The organism is Candidatus Parakkermansia intestinigallinarum (assembly GCF_944389695.1).
In the GTDB taxonomy this organism is placed as follows: Bacteria; Verrucomicrobiota; Verrucomicrobiia; order Verrucomicrobiales; family Akkermansiaceae; genus Akkermansia; species Akkermansia intestinigallinarum.
On the sequence record NZ_CALXNG010000007.1, the window covers coordinates 71,704 to 84,959 of the forward strand.

General features: G+C 63.9%; 11 protein-coding genes. 5 read left to right on the forward strand and 6 right to left on the reverse strand.

Features of this window, described 5'->3' with window-relative positions; translation table 11 throughout:
• Positions 1–290: 290 nt before the first annotated feature.
• Positions 291–1,505 carry a pyridoxal phosphate-dependent aminotransferase gene (locus AC6UAL_RS03405; protein ID WP_500681956.1) on the reverse strand — a complete coding sequence of 405 codons (1,215 nt, stop codon included), beginning with the start codon at positions 1,503–1,505 and terminating at the stop codon, positions 291–293.
• A 128-nt stretch (positions 1,506–1,633) separates the two neighbouring features.
• On the opposite strand from AC6UAL_RS03405, the gene argH reads away from it, so the two are divergent.
• A complete protein-coding gene (gene argH / locus AC6UAL_RS03410; protein ID WP_500681957.1) occupies positions 1,634–3,004 on the forward strand; it encodes an argininosuccinate lyase in 1,371 nt (456 codons plus the stop codon).
• A gap of 174 nt (positions 3,005–3,178) precedes the next feature.
• On the opposite strand, the gene AC6UAL_RS03415 is transcribed toward argH, so the two are convergent.
• Entirely contained in the window at positions 3,179–4,036 is an 858-nt protein-coding gene (locus tag AC6UAL_RS03415) for a hypothetical protein (RefSeq protein WP_500681958.1), read from the reverse strand.
• A 38-nt stretch (positions 4,037–4,074) separates the two neighbouring features.
• Positions 4,075–5,544 (reverse strand): alpha-L-fucosidase, encoded by a 1,470-nt coding sequence (locus tag AC6UAL_RS03420; RefSeq protein ID WP_500681959.1) that lies wholly within the window; start codon positions 5,542–5,544, stop codon positions 4,075–4,077.
• 96 nt (positions 5,545–5,640) lie between these two features.
• Here AC6UAL_RS03420 and pyrC point away from each other — a divergent pair, with 96 nt between their 5' ends.
• The 4 genes from pyrC to eno all read left to right on the forward strand — a co-directional run bounded on the left by pyrC (position 5,641) and on the right by eno (position 9,471).
• Positions 5,641–6,651 (forward strand): dihydroorotase, encoded by a 1,011-nt coding sequence (gene pyrC, locus AC6UAL_RS03425; RefSeq protein WP_500681960.1) that lies wholly within the window; start codon positions 5,641–5,643, stop codon positions 6,649–6,651.
• Between the two features lie 54 nt (positions 6,652–6,705).
• The gene (locus AC6UAL_RS03430; RefSeq protein WP_500681961.1) at positions 6,706–6,999 is read left to right on the forward strand and encodes a DUF3820 family protein; all 294 of its coding nucleotides are present in this window, start codon (positions 6,706–6,708) and stop codon (positions 6,997–6,999) included.
• 147 nt (positions 7,000–7,146) lie between these two features.
• Complete coding sequence (gene menA, locus AC6UAL_RS03435) at positions 7,147–8,058, forward strand: 1,4-dihydroxy-2-naphthoate octaprenyltransferase (RefSeq protein WP_500681962.1); 912 nt, start codon at positions 7,147–7,149, stop codon at positions 8,056–8,058.
• Between the two features lie 111 nt (positions 8,059–8,169).
• On the forward strand, positions 8,170–9,471 hold the full coding sequence (eno, locus tag AC6UAL_RS03440) for a phosphopyruvate hydratase (RefSeq protein ID WP_500681963.1): 1,302 nt from the start codon (positions 8,170–8,172) through the stop codon (positions 9,469–9,471).
• Here eno and AC6UAL_RS03445 read toward each other — a convergent pair.
• From AC6UAL_RS03445 to AC6UAL_RS03455, 3 genes are read right to left on the reverse strand one after another with little or no spacing between them, the layout of a single operon-like run.
• Complete coding sequence (locus tag AC6UAL_RS03445; RefSeq protein ID WP_500681964.1) at positions 9,438–11,588, reverse strand: ComEC/Rec2 family competence protein; 2,151 nt, start codon at positions 11,586–11,588, stop codon at positions 9,438–9,440. The genes eno and AC6UAL_RS03445 overlap by 34 nt on opposite strands.
• Positions 11,589–11,643: 55 nt before the next feature.
• Positions 11,644–12,762, reverse strand: a complete 1,119-nt coding sequence (locus AC6UAL_RS03450; RefSeq protein WP_500681965.1) for a cysteine desulfurase family protein — start codon at positions 12,760–12,762, stop codon at positions 11,644–11,646.
• Positions 12,759–13,202 carry a hypothetical protein gene (locus AC6UAL_RS03455; RefSeq protein WP_500681966.1) on the reverse strand — a complete coding sequence of 148 codons (444 nt, stop codon included), beginning with the start codon at positions 13,200–13,202 and terminating at the stop codon, positions 12,759–12,761. Before AC6UAL_RS03455 ends, AC6UAL_RS03450 begins: the two co-directional genes overlap by 4 nt.
• Between the last annotated feature and the right edge of the window lie 54 nt (positions 13,203–13,256).

Genomic DNA, 13,256 nt, shown 5'->3' on the forward strand with positions numbered 1-13,256 from the left:
AGGGTGTCGGGTTGTGCGGATGGGGCGGGTGCGCGGCACGGGCGGGTGCACGGCACGGGCGGTGCGCGGCACGGGCGGTGACGCTGCCCGGGGTTTCCGCTCTCTATTGCAGCAGGATTTGCGGCTCCTGTCAAGGGAAGCCGCCCACCTGTTTCGGCGAGCAGGCAGGGGCAGCTCCTCTTTCCGCAGGCAGCAAAAAGCCGCCCGCCCGATGCTTCGGGCAGGCGGCTTTTGAGCGCGGGCACCCCGCTTTGTCGGCCGGGGCTCGCCGCGTGCTGTGCGTTACCGCATCAGTGTTTTTTGCAGAAGTCTTCGAGGCGGTCGAGGCCCTCCTTGAGCACGTCGAGCGAGGTGCAGTAGGAGATGCGGATGGCCTGATCATTGCCGAAGGCGATGCCGGGAACGGCTGCAACTTTGTAGCGCTCGAGCAGTTTGTTGCAGATGTTCAGGGAGCTCATGCCCAGCTCGCTGAGGTCGATGAAGAAGTAGAAGGCGCCCTTCGGTTCGACGACTTTGACTTTCGGCATGGCAGCGAGCCTGCTGTAGACGTACTGGCGGCGGAAGTCGTACTCCTCGCGCAGGTCGTCGATGAAGCTCTGATCACCCGTGAGAGCCTCGATAGCGCCGTACTGTGCGAAGGTCGTGGCGTTGGAGGCGGTGTGGTCCTGAATGAGCTTGATGTATTTGGCAATCGGCTCGGGGGCTGCGGTGTAGCCGAGGCGCCAGCCGGTCATGGCGTAGCTCTTCGAGAAGCCGTTGACGGTGATCGTCAGGTCGTAGAGCTCTTTGCTCAGCGAGGCGATGGAGACGTGCTTGGCCTCGCCGTAGACGAGGTGCTCGTAGATTTCGTCGGAGATGATGAGGATGTCTTCCTCGATGGCGACTTCGCCGATCGCGCGGAGCTCTTCCTCGGTGTAGACGGCGCCGGTCGGGTTGTGCGGCGTGGTGAGGATGATCATCTTGGTGCGCGGCGTCATGGCCTCTTCAAACTGCTTGGCCGTGATCTTCCAGCCGTTTTCCGCCGTCGTCTCCACAAACACGGGCGTGCCGCCGCACAGTTGGATCATGGCGGGATAGCTCACCCAGTAGGGGCTCGGGATGATGACTTCGTCTCCTTCGCCGATGCAGGCGCGCAGGGCGTTGTAGACGGCGGGCTTGGCACCGCAGGCAACGCAGATCTGGTCGATGCCGTACTCGAGGTTGTTGTCGCGCTTGAGCTTGTCGGCGATGGCTTGGCGCAGCTGGGGCAGGCCGACGGACGGCGTGTATTTGGTGGCGCCGTTCTCCAGGGCCTTGATGGCGGCCTGCTTGACGTTCTCGGGCGTGTCCTTGTCGGGCTCACCACCGGCGAGGCCGTATACCTGCTCGCCATTCGCTTTCATCTCCTTGGCGCGGTTGGTCACAGCAAGCGTCAGAGAGGGGGTGAGGGCAGCTACATTCGGTGAGATAAAGTCCATGGGAATCTGAGATGGGTTGAAGTTAGCGACGTTGCGCACGTGACGCACGCCACAGGGCATTTTACCCGCATGAATGGGCTTTGGCAAGAAAAATGTGCTCGCCTTGCCCGCTTTTGCCGCGTTAGCGGTGTTTACGGCTTGCACGCTGAGCCGCTTTGGTGTAATCTGCCTGCGATATGTGGACAGGCAGATTTTCACAGGCGACGGCCGACCTGGTTCTCCGGTACGGCGAATCCGTTTCATATGACTGGAAGCTTTACCGCCACGATGTGGCCGGTTCGATTGCTCATGCGAGGGCTCAGCTCAAGGCGGGGATGCTGACGGAGGAGGAGTTCGAGGCGATTCGCTCGGGGCTCGAGGGGATTCTGGCTGATATCGAGACGGGCCATTTCTCTTGGAGCACGAAGCTGGAGGATGTTCACATGAACATTGAGAGCGAGCTGACGCGCCGCATCGGTGCGCCCGGCGCCAAGCTGCACACGGCGCGCTCGCGCAATGATCAGGTGGCTACGGATACGCGCCTCTACTGCCGCGCCGAGATTGACGTGACGCTCGAGCTGCTGCGCCGCATGCAGCTGGCGCTGGTGGGCAAGGCGGACGAGTATGCCGATGTGCGCCTGCCGGGCTACACGCATTTGCAGCGGGCTCAGCCGGTGACGATCGGGCACCACCTGCTGGCGTATGTGGAGATGCTGGCGCGGGATGCGGATCGCCTGCGCGACTGCCGTCGCCGCCTCAACCTGTCTCCCCTCGGTTCGGGGGCGATTGCCGGCTCGACTATCAATTTGGATCGCGAGGCCATTGCGGCCGAGCTGGGCTTCGACGGCGTGACGCAGAACTCGATGGATGCGATTGCGGATCGCGATTATATTCTCGAGTGTCTCTTCTGTCTCTCGCTCATCGGCACGCATCTCTCGCGCCTGAGTGAGGACTTGGTGCTCTGGAGCAGCGCCGAGTTCGGCTACTGCACGCTCTCGGACGCACACACGACGGGCTCGAGCCTGATGCCGCAGAAGAAAAACCCCGATGTCTGCGAGCTGACGCGCGGCAAGAGCGGCCGTCTGTACGGCAATCTGGTCAGCGTGATGGTGGCCGTGAAGGGGCTGCCGCTGACCTACAACCGCGATTTGCAGGAGGACAAGGAGCCGCTGTTCGATTCCTTTGAGACGGTGCAGCTGGCGCTGCAAGTGAATGCCGAGATGGTGGCGGCGATGCGCATCAATGCCGCAGCCTGCGAGGCGGCGGTGGCAGATCCGCTGCTGCTGGCGACGGATCTGGCCGATTATCTCGTGCGCCGCGGGGTTCCGTTCCGCAAGGCGCATGCGTTGGTGGGCAAGGCTGTGGCGCTCGCGGTCTCGAGCGGCACGCCGCTCAATAAGCTGACGCTCGAGCAGTTCCGCGAGATTTCACCGGAGTACGGCGATGACGTGCATGCGGTGTTCGATCTCGATCGCGCTTTCCGCCTGCGCACGAATCCCGGCGCTCCCAACCCGAGCAACACGCAGCAGCGTCTCGCTTGGTGGAAGCAGCAGCTCGGCGAGGCCTGACGCGTCGCCGCCCGGCTCCGGCCCGATGCGCTCTCGGGCACGCCAAAGCCCCCTGCCCTTTTCTTCAGGCAGGGGGCTTTCGTTATCGCGGTGCGCTCTCGTTCGCGTTGCCTTTCGGCGCGCCCGGCCTCCGAGGGAGAGCTCCGAAAGAGGGGGGAGCGCCTCAGTGGCGGCTCAGGGGTCGAAGAAGGCGGGAGCTGCCGGGATGACGGCCGGCCGAGGCGCCGAGTTTGCGGCGACGTCGGTGCCGGTGCTCCGCTGTGCGGCAGGCGGCGGCAGGTAGTCGCTGCAGCGAGGCTCGACGGCGCCGGGGGCTCCGGCATCGGATGCGGAGGAGTCACCCTCGATCAGCGCGATGATGTCGGCTTGCAGACGCACCAGCTCTTCATCGAGGACCAAGACGCTCATCGGCGTCCAGTTGCAGCCGTAGCGCACGCGCCTGAGGATTTCCCCCATGCGAAAGGCCTCGTAGGAGCTCGCATCGAGCAGAGGCAGCAGATCGGCGGCCAAGACCGAGAGCAGCTCGGGGGTGGCCTTGCTCGAACGCTCGCCGGCACAGGCGAGGTTCTCAAAGCGGAAGCCATGATCCATCAGATAAATGGCGTCGGGGCGCATCGGTCGGTTGTTCACCCCGCGAATGTCAAGGTAGATGGCCGCATGGCAGAGCTCGAGAAAGAGGTTGCAGAGCACCAGAGCCGGCAATTTGCGCCCGGTGGAGACCATGACGTCGAGCGGCTCGCCTTTGATTCTCTCTTTGGTGAGATGCCAAGAGCCCTCCGCCTGAATCAACTCGAGGGTCGAAGCCACGACCTTGGCGGGAATGCTCGCCTGAATGCGCGCGGTCTCCAAAAAGTTGCTGACTTTGGCGGGATCCTGCATGGCGGCAGGGCTCAGCGACTCGACCAAAACCTCGCGCCGCATGTCCTTCTGCATGGCGGCGTAAACGACGGTGTCTTCCGTCTCCCGCACGACATTGGAGAGGATGTACTGATCTCCCAACACCATGGGGAGGGCGTAGATTTTATTGCTCATGGCAGCAGAGCCAGGCAGAAAAAGGCGGGGAGAATGGCTCAGGCGTTGTTGATTTCGAGACGCAGCACGGGCATGCCTTCGACGGCCTGCGTCCAAGCCTCGGCCGGAACGGTGAAGATGAGGAAGGCCTCGGGTTCATCCGCGCCCTCGCGCGGCTCTTCCACGCGCCTGAGGCCGACCTTGCAGTCCGGCTGGCCGAGCACGGAGGGCTCGACGGAGTTGAGCTGATTGGCCTTGATTTTGATTTCATAGGGCTCCGTTCGGGGCCCTGCGGGCAAGAAGATGTAGAGTTGCTCGCCGACCATGCTGGCCATGAGGCCGTCGGGCAGACTGAGGATGGTGCAGGGTTCGCTCTCGTAGATGGACTCGCCATTGACGCGCATCCAAGCGCCGACGCGCTTAAAGACCTTCACCAAGGCCTCGGGGATGGAGCCGTCGCCCTTAGGGCCGATGTTGAGCAGCAGGTTGCCGCCTTTGGCGGCGCACTCCTGCAGCTGGCCGATGACGACGGCCGGGCTCTTGATGTTGGCGTCGTAGCGATTATACCCCCACTTATCGCCGACGGTCATGCAGGATTCCCAGTCGAGGCCGGGATAGCCGGCGGCCGGGATGCGCTTCTCGGGCGTCGTGTAGTCGCCGCAGCGCAGGTCGAGCTGAAGCCCGTCGAGCGAAGAGTCAAAGCCCGAATACGAGTAGAGGCGATTGTTCATGATGATGCCGGGTTGCAACTCGCGACACATGCGGATGAGAGCCGGAGCCTTCCAGGCGCGTTCTCCCTCGGCCGCTCCTTGGGAGTAATCCCACCACATGATGGCGACGTCGCCGTACTGCGTGAGCAGCTCGCGCACCTGACCGTGCAAAAACTCGATGTAGGCGGCCTGATTGCGCGGAATGCCGCGCTGCTTGAGCAGGGCCTCCTGATTCTTCGGGTAGCAGAGCCCCGGGCAGATGCTGTTGTCGTAGTCAGGGTGATGCCAGTCGATGACGCTGTGGTAAAAGCCCACTTTCATGCCGCGGCTGCGGGCGGAATCGACAAATTCGCGCACGATGTCGCGACCGATCAGTTTCTGGGAGCTGTAGTCGCTCAGCTTCGTGTCGAACATGGCGAAGCCCTCGTGGTGCTTCGTCGTCATCACCATGTAGCGGCACCCCGCCTCGCGGGCGAGCTCGGCCCAAGCTTCCGTGCAGCCGGGAGCGGGGCGGAAGTATTGGGCAGCCTCAGCGGCGTAGGTGTCGGTGTCGAGTTCGAGGTTTTTCTGAATCCACTCGGCGCCGCCGGGCACGCCCTTGAACTCACCGCCGAGCCCGGAGTAGAGGCCGTAGTGGATGAACATGCCGAACTTCGCCTTGCGCCACCAGTCCATGCGTGCGTTGCGCTCGTCGAGCGTTTCGGTGACGGCGGCGTGGTTGTCATCACCTTCGACCGGCAGGGTCTGCACGTGCTGAGCCGCGAGGTTGAGGGGAGTCAGGGAGAGGGCACAGAGGGCGAGTTTGGTCATCCAATTCATGTCTCCGACTCTATCAGAGTGCCCCGAATCTGTCAAATTCTTTTTGTGCCGCATGGCGGGCTTGAGTCAGAGGCGGCGCTGTGGTAACATAGGGGCATGGAAATCACGCTGCACAGTCCGTTGGATATGCACCTGCATCTCCGCGACGCCGAGATGATGAAGCTCGTGGCTCCGCTTTCCTCCGATTTCGCCGGGGCGGTGATCATGCCCAACCTCGTACCGCCCGTCACGACGCCGGACATGATGGAGGCTTACCGGCAGCGCGTGCTGGAGGCCGTCGGCTGCAGCTTCACTCCGCTGATGACGCTTTTCTTCACGCCGCTGGGCGAAAAGGAGCTGGAGGCGGCGCGGGCTCTGCCGGGCTTTTTCGGCATGAAGCTCTACCCCGCCGGCATCACGACGAACAGCGAAGGCGGCGTGAGCAACCTCGCCGAGGCCGAGACGACGCTGCGGCTGATGGAGGAGATGGGCATCCCCCTGCTGGTGCACGGTGAAAGCCACGGCTTCGTGATGGATCGCGAGGAGGAGTTTCTCGCGGTCTACCGCGATCTGGCAACGCGCTACCCCAAGCTGCGCATCAGCATGGAGCACATCACGACGGCGGCGGCGCTCCGCCTGCTCGACGAGTTTCCGAACCTCTGCGCGACCGTCACGCTCCAACACCTTCTCATCACGCTCGACGACGTGGCGGGAGGGCAGCTCAGGCCGCACCTCTTCTGCAAACCGATTGCCAAGCGCCCGCAGGATCGCGATGCGCTGCTCGCAGCCGCGCTCGGCGGACACCCTCGCCTGATGTTCGGCAGCGATTCGGCGCCGCACCCCCGATGCCGAAAAGAGGCCTGCGGCTGCGCGGCGGGTGTCTTTACGGCTCCGGTGGCGCTGCCCGTTCTCGCGGAGCTCTTTGCCCGGCACGGTGCGGCGGACAAGTTGCAGGGATTCGTGTCGGGCAATGCCTGCAAGCTCTACGGCATCCGCCCGACGGAGCGCAGCGTGACGCTGCGCGACGAGCCGTCGGCCATGCCGGTGCCCTCCTCGTACCGCAGCTACGGCTGCGAGGTCGTGCCGATGTTTGCCGGAGAGCGCCTGCCTTGGAGCATCGTTCGCTGAGCGCTTCACCCGTCTCTCCGGCCTCTCTTTTCCGCCTTTCGCCCTTCCTCACCCATGCAAGACATTCCCCTGCCCTCGGCGGATGATTTGTCGGCTCTGCTGGCGGAGATTGCTGCCGCCCGCATGCCCTACGGCATGTACGGGCCGAAGAATTTCCCGCCCGACGGATGCCCGCTTTCCGATCTGCCGACGGAGTACCTCGACTGGTTTTGGCAGCGCGGCTGGCCAAAGGGCAAGCTGGGGCAGCTCATGGAGCAGGCTCTGCTCATCAAAAACAGCGGACTCGACCGCCTCTTCGATCCCTATCGGCAGGCCAACGGCGGCAGGCGCCACTTTCCCCGGCGCTGACACAGAGCCTGCGGCTTCCCTTCCGCCGCCTCCCCACACCTCTCCGAATCAGCCTTCGCCTTCTCCTCTTCCTCCCGGCCTTCCTCATCCCCCTCTTTCCGCTTTCCTCATTCCCCCATCCTCAGTTTTCCCCATCCGATCTCACTCATGAAGACACTCACCTCCGTCATTCTGGCCGCAAGACCCAAAACGCTGCCCGCCGGCCTCGTCGCCGTCTGGGCCGGCTGCCTCGTCGTTTGGAAATATCAACAGGCATTCCCGGAGACGGGCATCACCCTCAATTGGACGCTGGCGATTCTGACGGCACTGAGCTGCATGTGCATTCAGATTGCCTGCAACTTCTTCAACGATTCCCTCGATGCGACGCGCCAAGCGGACACGGCCAAGCGCCAAGGCCCGCGCCGCATGACGGCGAGCGGCGCCATGAGCCCGCTGGCCGTCAAGCTCTGGGCCTGCGGTTTTCTGCTGGCGGCGGCTCTGCTGGCCCTTCCGCTGATTGCAGCGCAGGGTTGGCCCGTCATAGCCATCGGCATTCCGAGCATGTTCTTCGCCTACGGCTACACGGGCGGCCCCTTTCCCTTGGCCTACCACGGGCTCGGCGAGCTCTTCGTGATGCTCTTTTTCGGTCTCGTGGCGGTGACCGGCACGGTGTTTGTGCAGATCGGCTGGCAGCCGGACTACCAAGTCGTCTACTACTCAGCCGTCTGTCTCGGCATAATCTGCGGGCTGCTCTCATGCCTGCTCATCGAAGTCAACAACATCCGCGACCGCAAGGAGGATGCGCAGACAGGCAAGCGCACACTGGCCGTGCGCCTCGGTGACAGCCGCGCCCGCGGGCTGGCTCTCGCCTTCCTCGTCGCCCCCTACGCCGTCATCAGCCAGCTCTTCCGCCTGGTACCCGGGCTGGGGTGGAATTACTGCTGGGCCGCCTCTATTTTTGTGGGCGGCATCATCCTCATCAAGCTGCATACGACGCCCGCCAACAAAAAGATGAATGTGATGCTGGGCTTGGCCTCGCTGCACATGATTCTCTACCTCACGGCTCTGACGATCGGTTGAACGGAAGCGCCGTCTCTTTCCTCCGGTCTCTTCTCCCCGGGTCTCCACCTGTCACGGAGCCCCGGGCTCTATTTTCTTGCCCCGAGCGGCGGGTAGAGATACACCAAAGAGATGAAAAACGCTACACGCATTGCGTCCGTACGCGGACGCGAAATTCTGGATTCGCGGGGCAACCCGACGGTGGAGGCAGAGGTTGAGCTCGCCGACGGGCTCATCGGTCGCGCATCCGTACCGAGCGGGGCCTCCACCGGCGAACACGAGGCGCACGAGGCGCGAGACGTCTGCAACAGCGGCCGATACGGCGGCAAAGGCGTGCAGACGGCCGTGGAGAACATCCGCAGCGAACTGGCTCCGGCGCTGGTCGGGCTCGATGCGCTCGATCAGCTCGGCGTCGATGCACAACTCCTGCAAACGGATCATTCGCCGAACAAGTCGCGGCTGGGCGCCAACGCGATTCTGGCCGTCTCTCTCGCCACGGCGCGAGCGGCTGCTCAGTGCTGCGGTCTGCCGCTCTACCGCTATCTGGGAGGCGTCAATGCCCACGTGCTGCCCGTGCCGATGATGAACGTCGTCAATGCCGGAGCACACTCGGATGCGCCGATCGACGTGCAGGAGTTCATGATTGTGCCCCGGGGATTGCCGAGCATGGCCGAAGCCGTGCGGGCGGGCTCGGAGATTTTTCACGCTCTGGGCGACGTGCTGCACATGTGCGGTCAGAGCACGGCCGTAGGGGACGAAGGCGGCTATGCACCCATGCTCAAGAGCGTCGAGGAAGTGCTGGACGCCATCATGACAGCCATCGGCAACGCCGGCTATGAGCCCGGGCGCGACGTCGGCATCGCCCTCGACGTGGCGGCCAGCGAATTCTACGATACCGACCGCCGGCTTTACGTGATGCGCAAAAGCGGCGGGCCGGAGATGACGGCGGCTGATCTCTGCGCCCGCTACAGCCTCTTGCTCGACCGCTACCCCATTGTCTCCATCGAGGACGGTTGCGCTGAAAATGACTGGGAAGGCTGGAAGCTCCTGACGCAGAATCTCGGTTCGCGCTGCCGGCTCGTCGGCGATGACCTCTTCGTCACCAACACGGAATTCCTGCAGCGCGGCATTGAGCAAAACGTCGCCAACGCCATCCTCATCAAACCCAACCAAATCGGCAGCCTCAGCGAGACCCTCGAAGCCGTGCGGCTCGCTCAGACCCACAGCTACGGCGCTATCATCTCGCACCGCAGCGGCGAAACCGAAGACTGCTTCATCGCCGACCTCGCCGTGGGCACCAACGCCGGACTGATCAAGGCGGGCTCGCTCTCGCGCTCCGACCGTCTGGCCAAATACAACCAGCTGCTGCGCATCGAAGAGGAACTGGGCGGCAACGCCTGCTACGGGTCAGAGACGCTTTGGCCGAAGGGCTGAGGCGGCAGGTTCGCCCCCTCCAAGCTCCCCTGCTCTACGGCGTCGACGCCCGGCTTGAGGAAGTCCTCGGGCCATTGCCAGTCAGCCGCCTCAAATGAGGTGGTGAGCGAGGGCAAGAGGATGACGCGGCGGGCACCGCATTCCTGTTGAACGGTATACGGATCAAGGCCTCGGGCGGCGTTGCGGCCGATGATGATGACGTCGGCCCGGCGCTCGCCCCGAGGCAGTCGCTCGTAAGTTTCCGCGGCGGCGTCGCCCAGATAGAGAAGCCGCCGATAAGCGTTCTGCCAGATGAGGACGGGGCTTTGGTTGATGGCCGGCCGCGTCGGCAGGTCGTCGGGCGGTCCGCAAATGAGGTATTGCCCGGCCTCCGTCTCAACGCGTAAAAAGCGCCCTCGGAGTTCGTCGGGATTCAGGATGCGGGCCTCGGGCCAGCTCTGCCGCAGGACGTCCAGTCCCTCAGTTGCCGATCGCAGATTCGACGTCGGCAGGATGACGGCCGGGGCATATCCGCCGTGAAAGACGGCCGGATCAATCGTCCACCGTGCCGATGAGGAAGATCCGGTATCGACGAGGATGCCGGGGTTGCCCAGCATGCAGGAGCTCTTACCGTAGCCGAGCCCCATGATCATGTAGGCGCCGGGATCCGCCGCGCGAGTCGCCGGTATGTAAGCGCCCGGCAGCGACGCAAAGAAGCCGACCGTGGCTATGAACCAAGAGCAACAATGGCAGGCCGCCGCATGGGCCAAGGGGCCGATCCAAGGGACGGAGCCGAAAAACAGCAGGGCAAAGCCGCTGATCATCACGAGGGGCAGAAGCGGCGTAATGGCGATGTTGGTCAGAAAGCTCCAAGGATTAAAACTGTGAAAATGCACGGCACCAAGCGGCACCGAAATCAACCAAGCGCTCAGAGCGACGACGACCACGCCGCGGACACCGCGATCGAAGGCTTGGATGCGCATCTCGCCGCGCGTCATGATGCGATAGGGGATGAAGGGGTCGGGACGAAACCAAGGGGTGTCGCGTCGGCAAAAGGCTATGCCGAGGCAAATGGCGGCGTACACGCCGAAGGAAAGCTGAAACCCGGGCTGCATCAGCTGGTACGGGTTGATGAGCAGCAGCAGCAAAGCGGCCAGACTCCAGATGTTCACGAGGCTGATGCGCCGCAGAAGCATCAGCCCGAACAGGGCAGCGGCCAACATGATGTAGGCGCGCAGAGCCGGCGCCTGTGCCCCCGTGAGCAATACATACACCCCGGAGAGCAGCAGAATGAGAGGGCGGGCAACTTGCGGCCGCACCCGCAGCGCGTAGAGCAAGGGCCAAAGCATCATCGCCACCAGCCCGACATGCAGCCCGCTGACGGCGAAAGCGTGCAGGCAGCCTCCGCGCCGGAAGTCGAGCATCGTTTCATCATCCGCCCGGTCGCGAGCCCCGAGCACTAAGGCGCAGAGCACCTGCCGTTCCGGCTCGCTTTCGGTTCCCGGCGGCATGATGCGATCAGCCAACAGGCGGCGCGCCGTTGCGCAATAGCCCAGAAGGCCGTACCAGCCGACATCGTAGCCGATGCGCTCGGGGCGTGCCCCGCTGAATGAAGCGACAATTCCCTGCCCGCGCATCCACGCCGCAGAATCAAACATGCCGGGAAGCGCGGCGCGCCTCACCGGCCGGAGCTCCCCCATGACTCGGATGCGCTCGCCTGTTCTGATCTCCGAGAGCTCATCGCCGTGCACCGAAACGCGCAGAGGCGAGTCATCAAGCCCGAGAATCACGCCGCTGCTCAGCTCGCGCTCGACCGTGCCGCTCAACACGACTGTGCCCGCCTCATGCCACGCCTCCAGCGCCTGCTCGCGAGCCCGCTCATCCGTCATCATCCTGAGGCAAACGATGGCGGTGCAGAGCAGGACAAACAGCGCCAATCGCCGCCGATGCAACAGCAAACAGAGCAGCGTCGCCGCGAGGCTCAAAGCCCAGCCCTGCCCGCCGACAATGGCCCCGCAACAGCTCAACAGCGGAAGCAGCAGGGGCGCCCGCAGCAAAAACAAGCGCAGGCGGCGGCGCCACGCGTCCTCAGGAAGCGCTCCTCCGGCAGACGCTGCCCTGGCATGGGACTCCGGCATCGCTCCCCAACAAAAAAAGAGCCGGCATTCTCGCCTCGGGCATCGGCGGGAATGCTCAGCGATAAACCATGACGGGCCCGGTCACGCTCGACTGCACCGAGCGCAGCTTCCGCGCGGCGGCCTGCATCACATCGGCCGCGGCCTCCACCTCGTCTGCCGTCGTGTAGCGACTGAGCGAGAATCGCAGCGATTCGCGCACTTGGGCATCCGTCAGCCCCATCGCGAGCAGCACGTGGCTGGGGTGAGGCTCGGAACTCGTGCAGGCGGAGCCCGTCGAGCAGATCAGCCCATCGGCCTCAAGCAGCAGCGAAAGAGCCTCGGCCTTGAGCCCGGGGATGCGCAGATTGCTCACATGCGGCAGGCGCGGTGCCGCGGCTCCGTTGATCACGGGCTCCAAGCCGTCCTCGCGCAGCCGTTGTTCAAAACGGTCGCGCAGCGATGCCAGAGCCGCATAGGTGTCGCGCGCCTCCATGGCCAGCTCGGCGGCCTTGCCGAAGCCGATAATGCCGGGCACGTTTTCCGTCCCGGCACGGCGGTAATCCTCCTGAGCTCCGCCCGTGTGCGTCGGCGCAAACTCGGCCCCGCTGCGAATGTACAAAGCTCCGATGCCCTTGGGGCCATGAAGCTTGTGCGCCGAAAGCGACGCAAAGTCCGCCCGCAGCGCATGGATATCAATCGGCAGCTTGCCGGCCGCCTGAACGAGGTCGAGATGAAGGCGCACGCCTGCCGCACGTGCGGCCTCGGCCAGTTCGCCCACAGGCTGCACCACTCCCGTCTCGTGATTGGCCCAAGCGAAGCTCGCACCGTCGCAGCCGGGCAGCATCCGGCACCAAGCCTCGGTATCCGCCTGCCCCGTACTCAAGACCGGGCAAAAAGCCCCGCTGCCGGTTCGCAGCGTCGCGGGATGCTCCGTGGCGAGCTTGATCACCGAACGGAACTGCGCCAGAGCGGCGTTCGTGGCCTCCGTCCCGCCCGACGTAAACACAATCTCTGAGGGAGACGCCCCGACCAGAGCCGCCACCTTCTCGCGAGCCTCCTCCACGGCGCGGCGCACGCGACGCGCCGGCCGACTTGCGGACGAGGGGTTGAAAAACTCGTCGCGCAGGTAGGGCATCATCGCCTCCAGCACCTCGGGTGCAAGAGGCGTCGTCGCGTTGTTGTCCCAATAAATCACTGTGCCAACTCCGCGATCTGCTCCGTCACCATATCAATGCCGGTACCGAGGGAAGCGTTGTCGATATGGAGCTCCTCGATGCGCTGAATCTGCTCCTCGATCTCGGCCTGCAGCTTCTCAAAAGAGCGCTTATTCTTCTCCATAACCTGCGTCATCTCCTCACCGGAGGGGCGCTCGGGCGGAGCCTCATCCCCCATGGCCGTCGACTTGCCCGCAGGCTTATCGTAGAGCTTTTGCAAGGCCTTACCGGCCTTTTCAGCGGACTTCTCGTCCTTCACGCGCTTGAGGATCGACAGAGCAGAGCGGAGCTGCTTCATGTCATTCTTCACCCATTCCTTTGCCTCTTTGAGGGCTACGCGATCAACGGCAGCAGGAGCATACTCAGCCAGCGGCGCAAAGCCCACGCAGGCAACCAGAACAGTCATCAGGCATTTCACCATGCGCCCAATATCGCACAGTGCCGCCGTCAAGTCAAGCGCTATCCTCCGCGAACT

Coding starts and splice junctions, on each gene's coding strand:
- argH (WP_500681957.1), top strand. CDS start 1,634: ATGTGGACAGGCAGATTTTCACAGGCGACGGCCGACCTGGTTCTCCGG.
- AC6UAL_RS03415 (WP_500681958.1), bottom strand. CDS start 4,036: ATGAGCAATAAAATCTACGCCCTCCCCATGGTGTTGGGAGATCAGTAC.
- AC6UAL_RS03420 (WP_500681959.1), bottom strand. CDS start 5,544: ATGAATTGGATGACCAAACTCGCCCTCTGTGCCCTCTCCCTGACTCCC.
- pyrC (WP_500681960.1), top strand. CDS start 5,641: ATGGAAATCACGCTGCACAGTCCGTTGGATATGCACCTGCATCTCCGC.
- AC6UAL_RS03430 (WP_500681961.1), top strand. CDS start 6,706: ATGCAAGACATTCCCCTGCCCTCGGCGGATGATTTGTCGGCTCTGCTG.
- menA (WP_500681962.1), top strand. CDS start 7,147: ATGAAGACACTCACCTCCGTCATTCTGGCCGCAAGACCCAAAACGCTG.
- eno (WP_500681963.1), top strand. CDS start 8,170: ATGAAAAACGCTACACGCATTGCGTCCGTACGCGGACGCGAAATTCTG.
- AC6UAL_RS03445 (WP_500681964.1), bottom strand. CDS start 11,588: ATGCCGGAGTCCCATGCCAGGGCAGCGTCTGCCGGAGGAGCGCTTCCT.
- AC6UAL_RS03455 (WP_500681966.1), bottom strand. CDS start 13,202: ATGGTGAAATGCCTGATGACTGTTCTGGTTGCCTGCGTGGGCTTTGCG.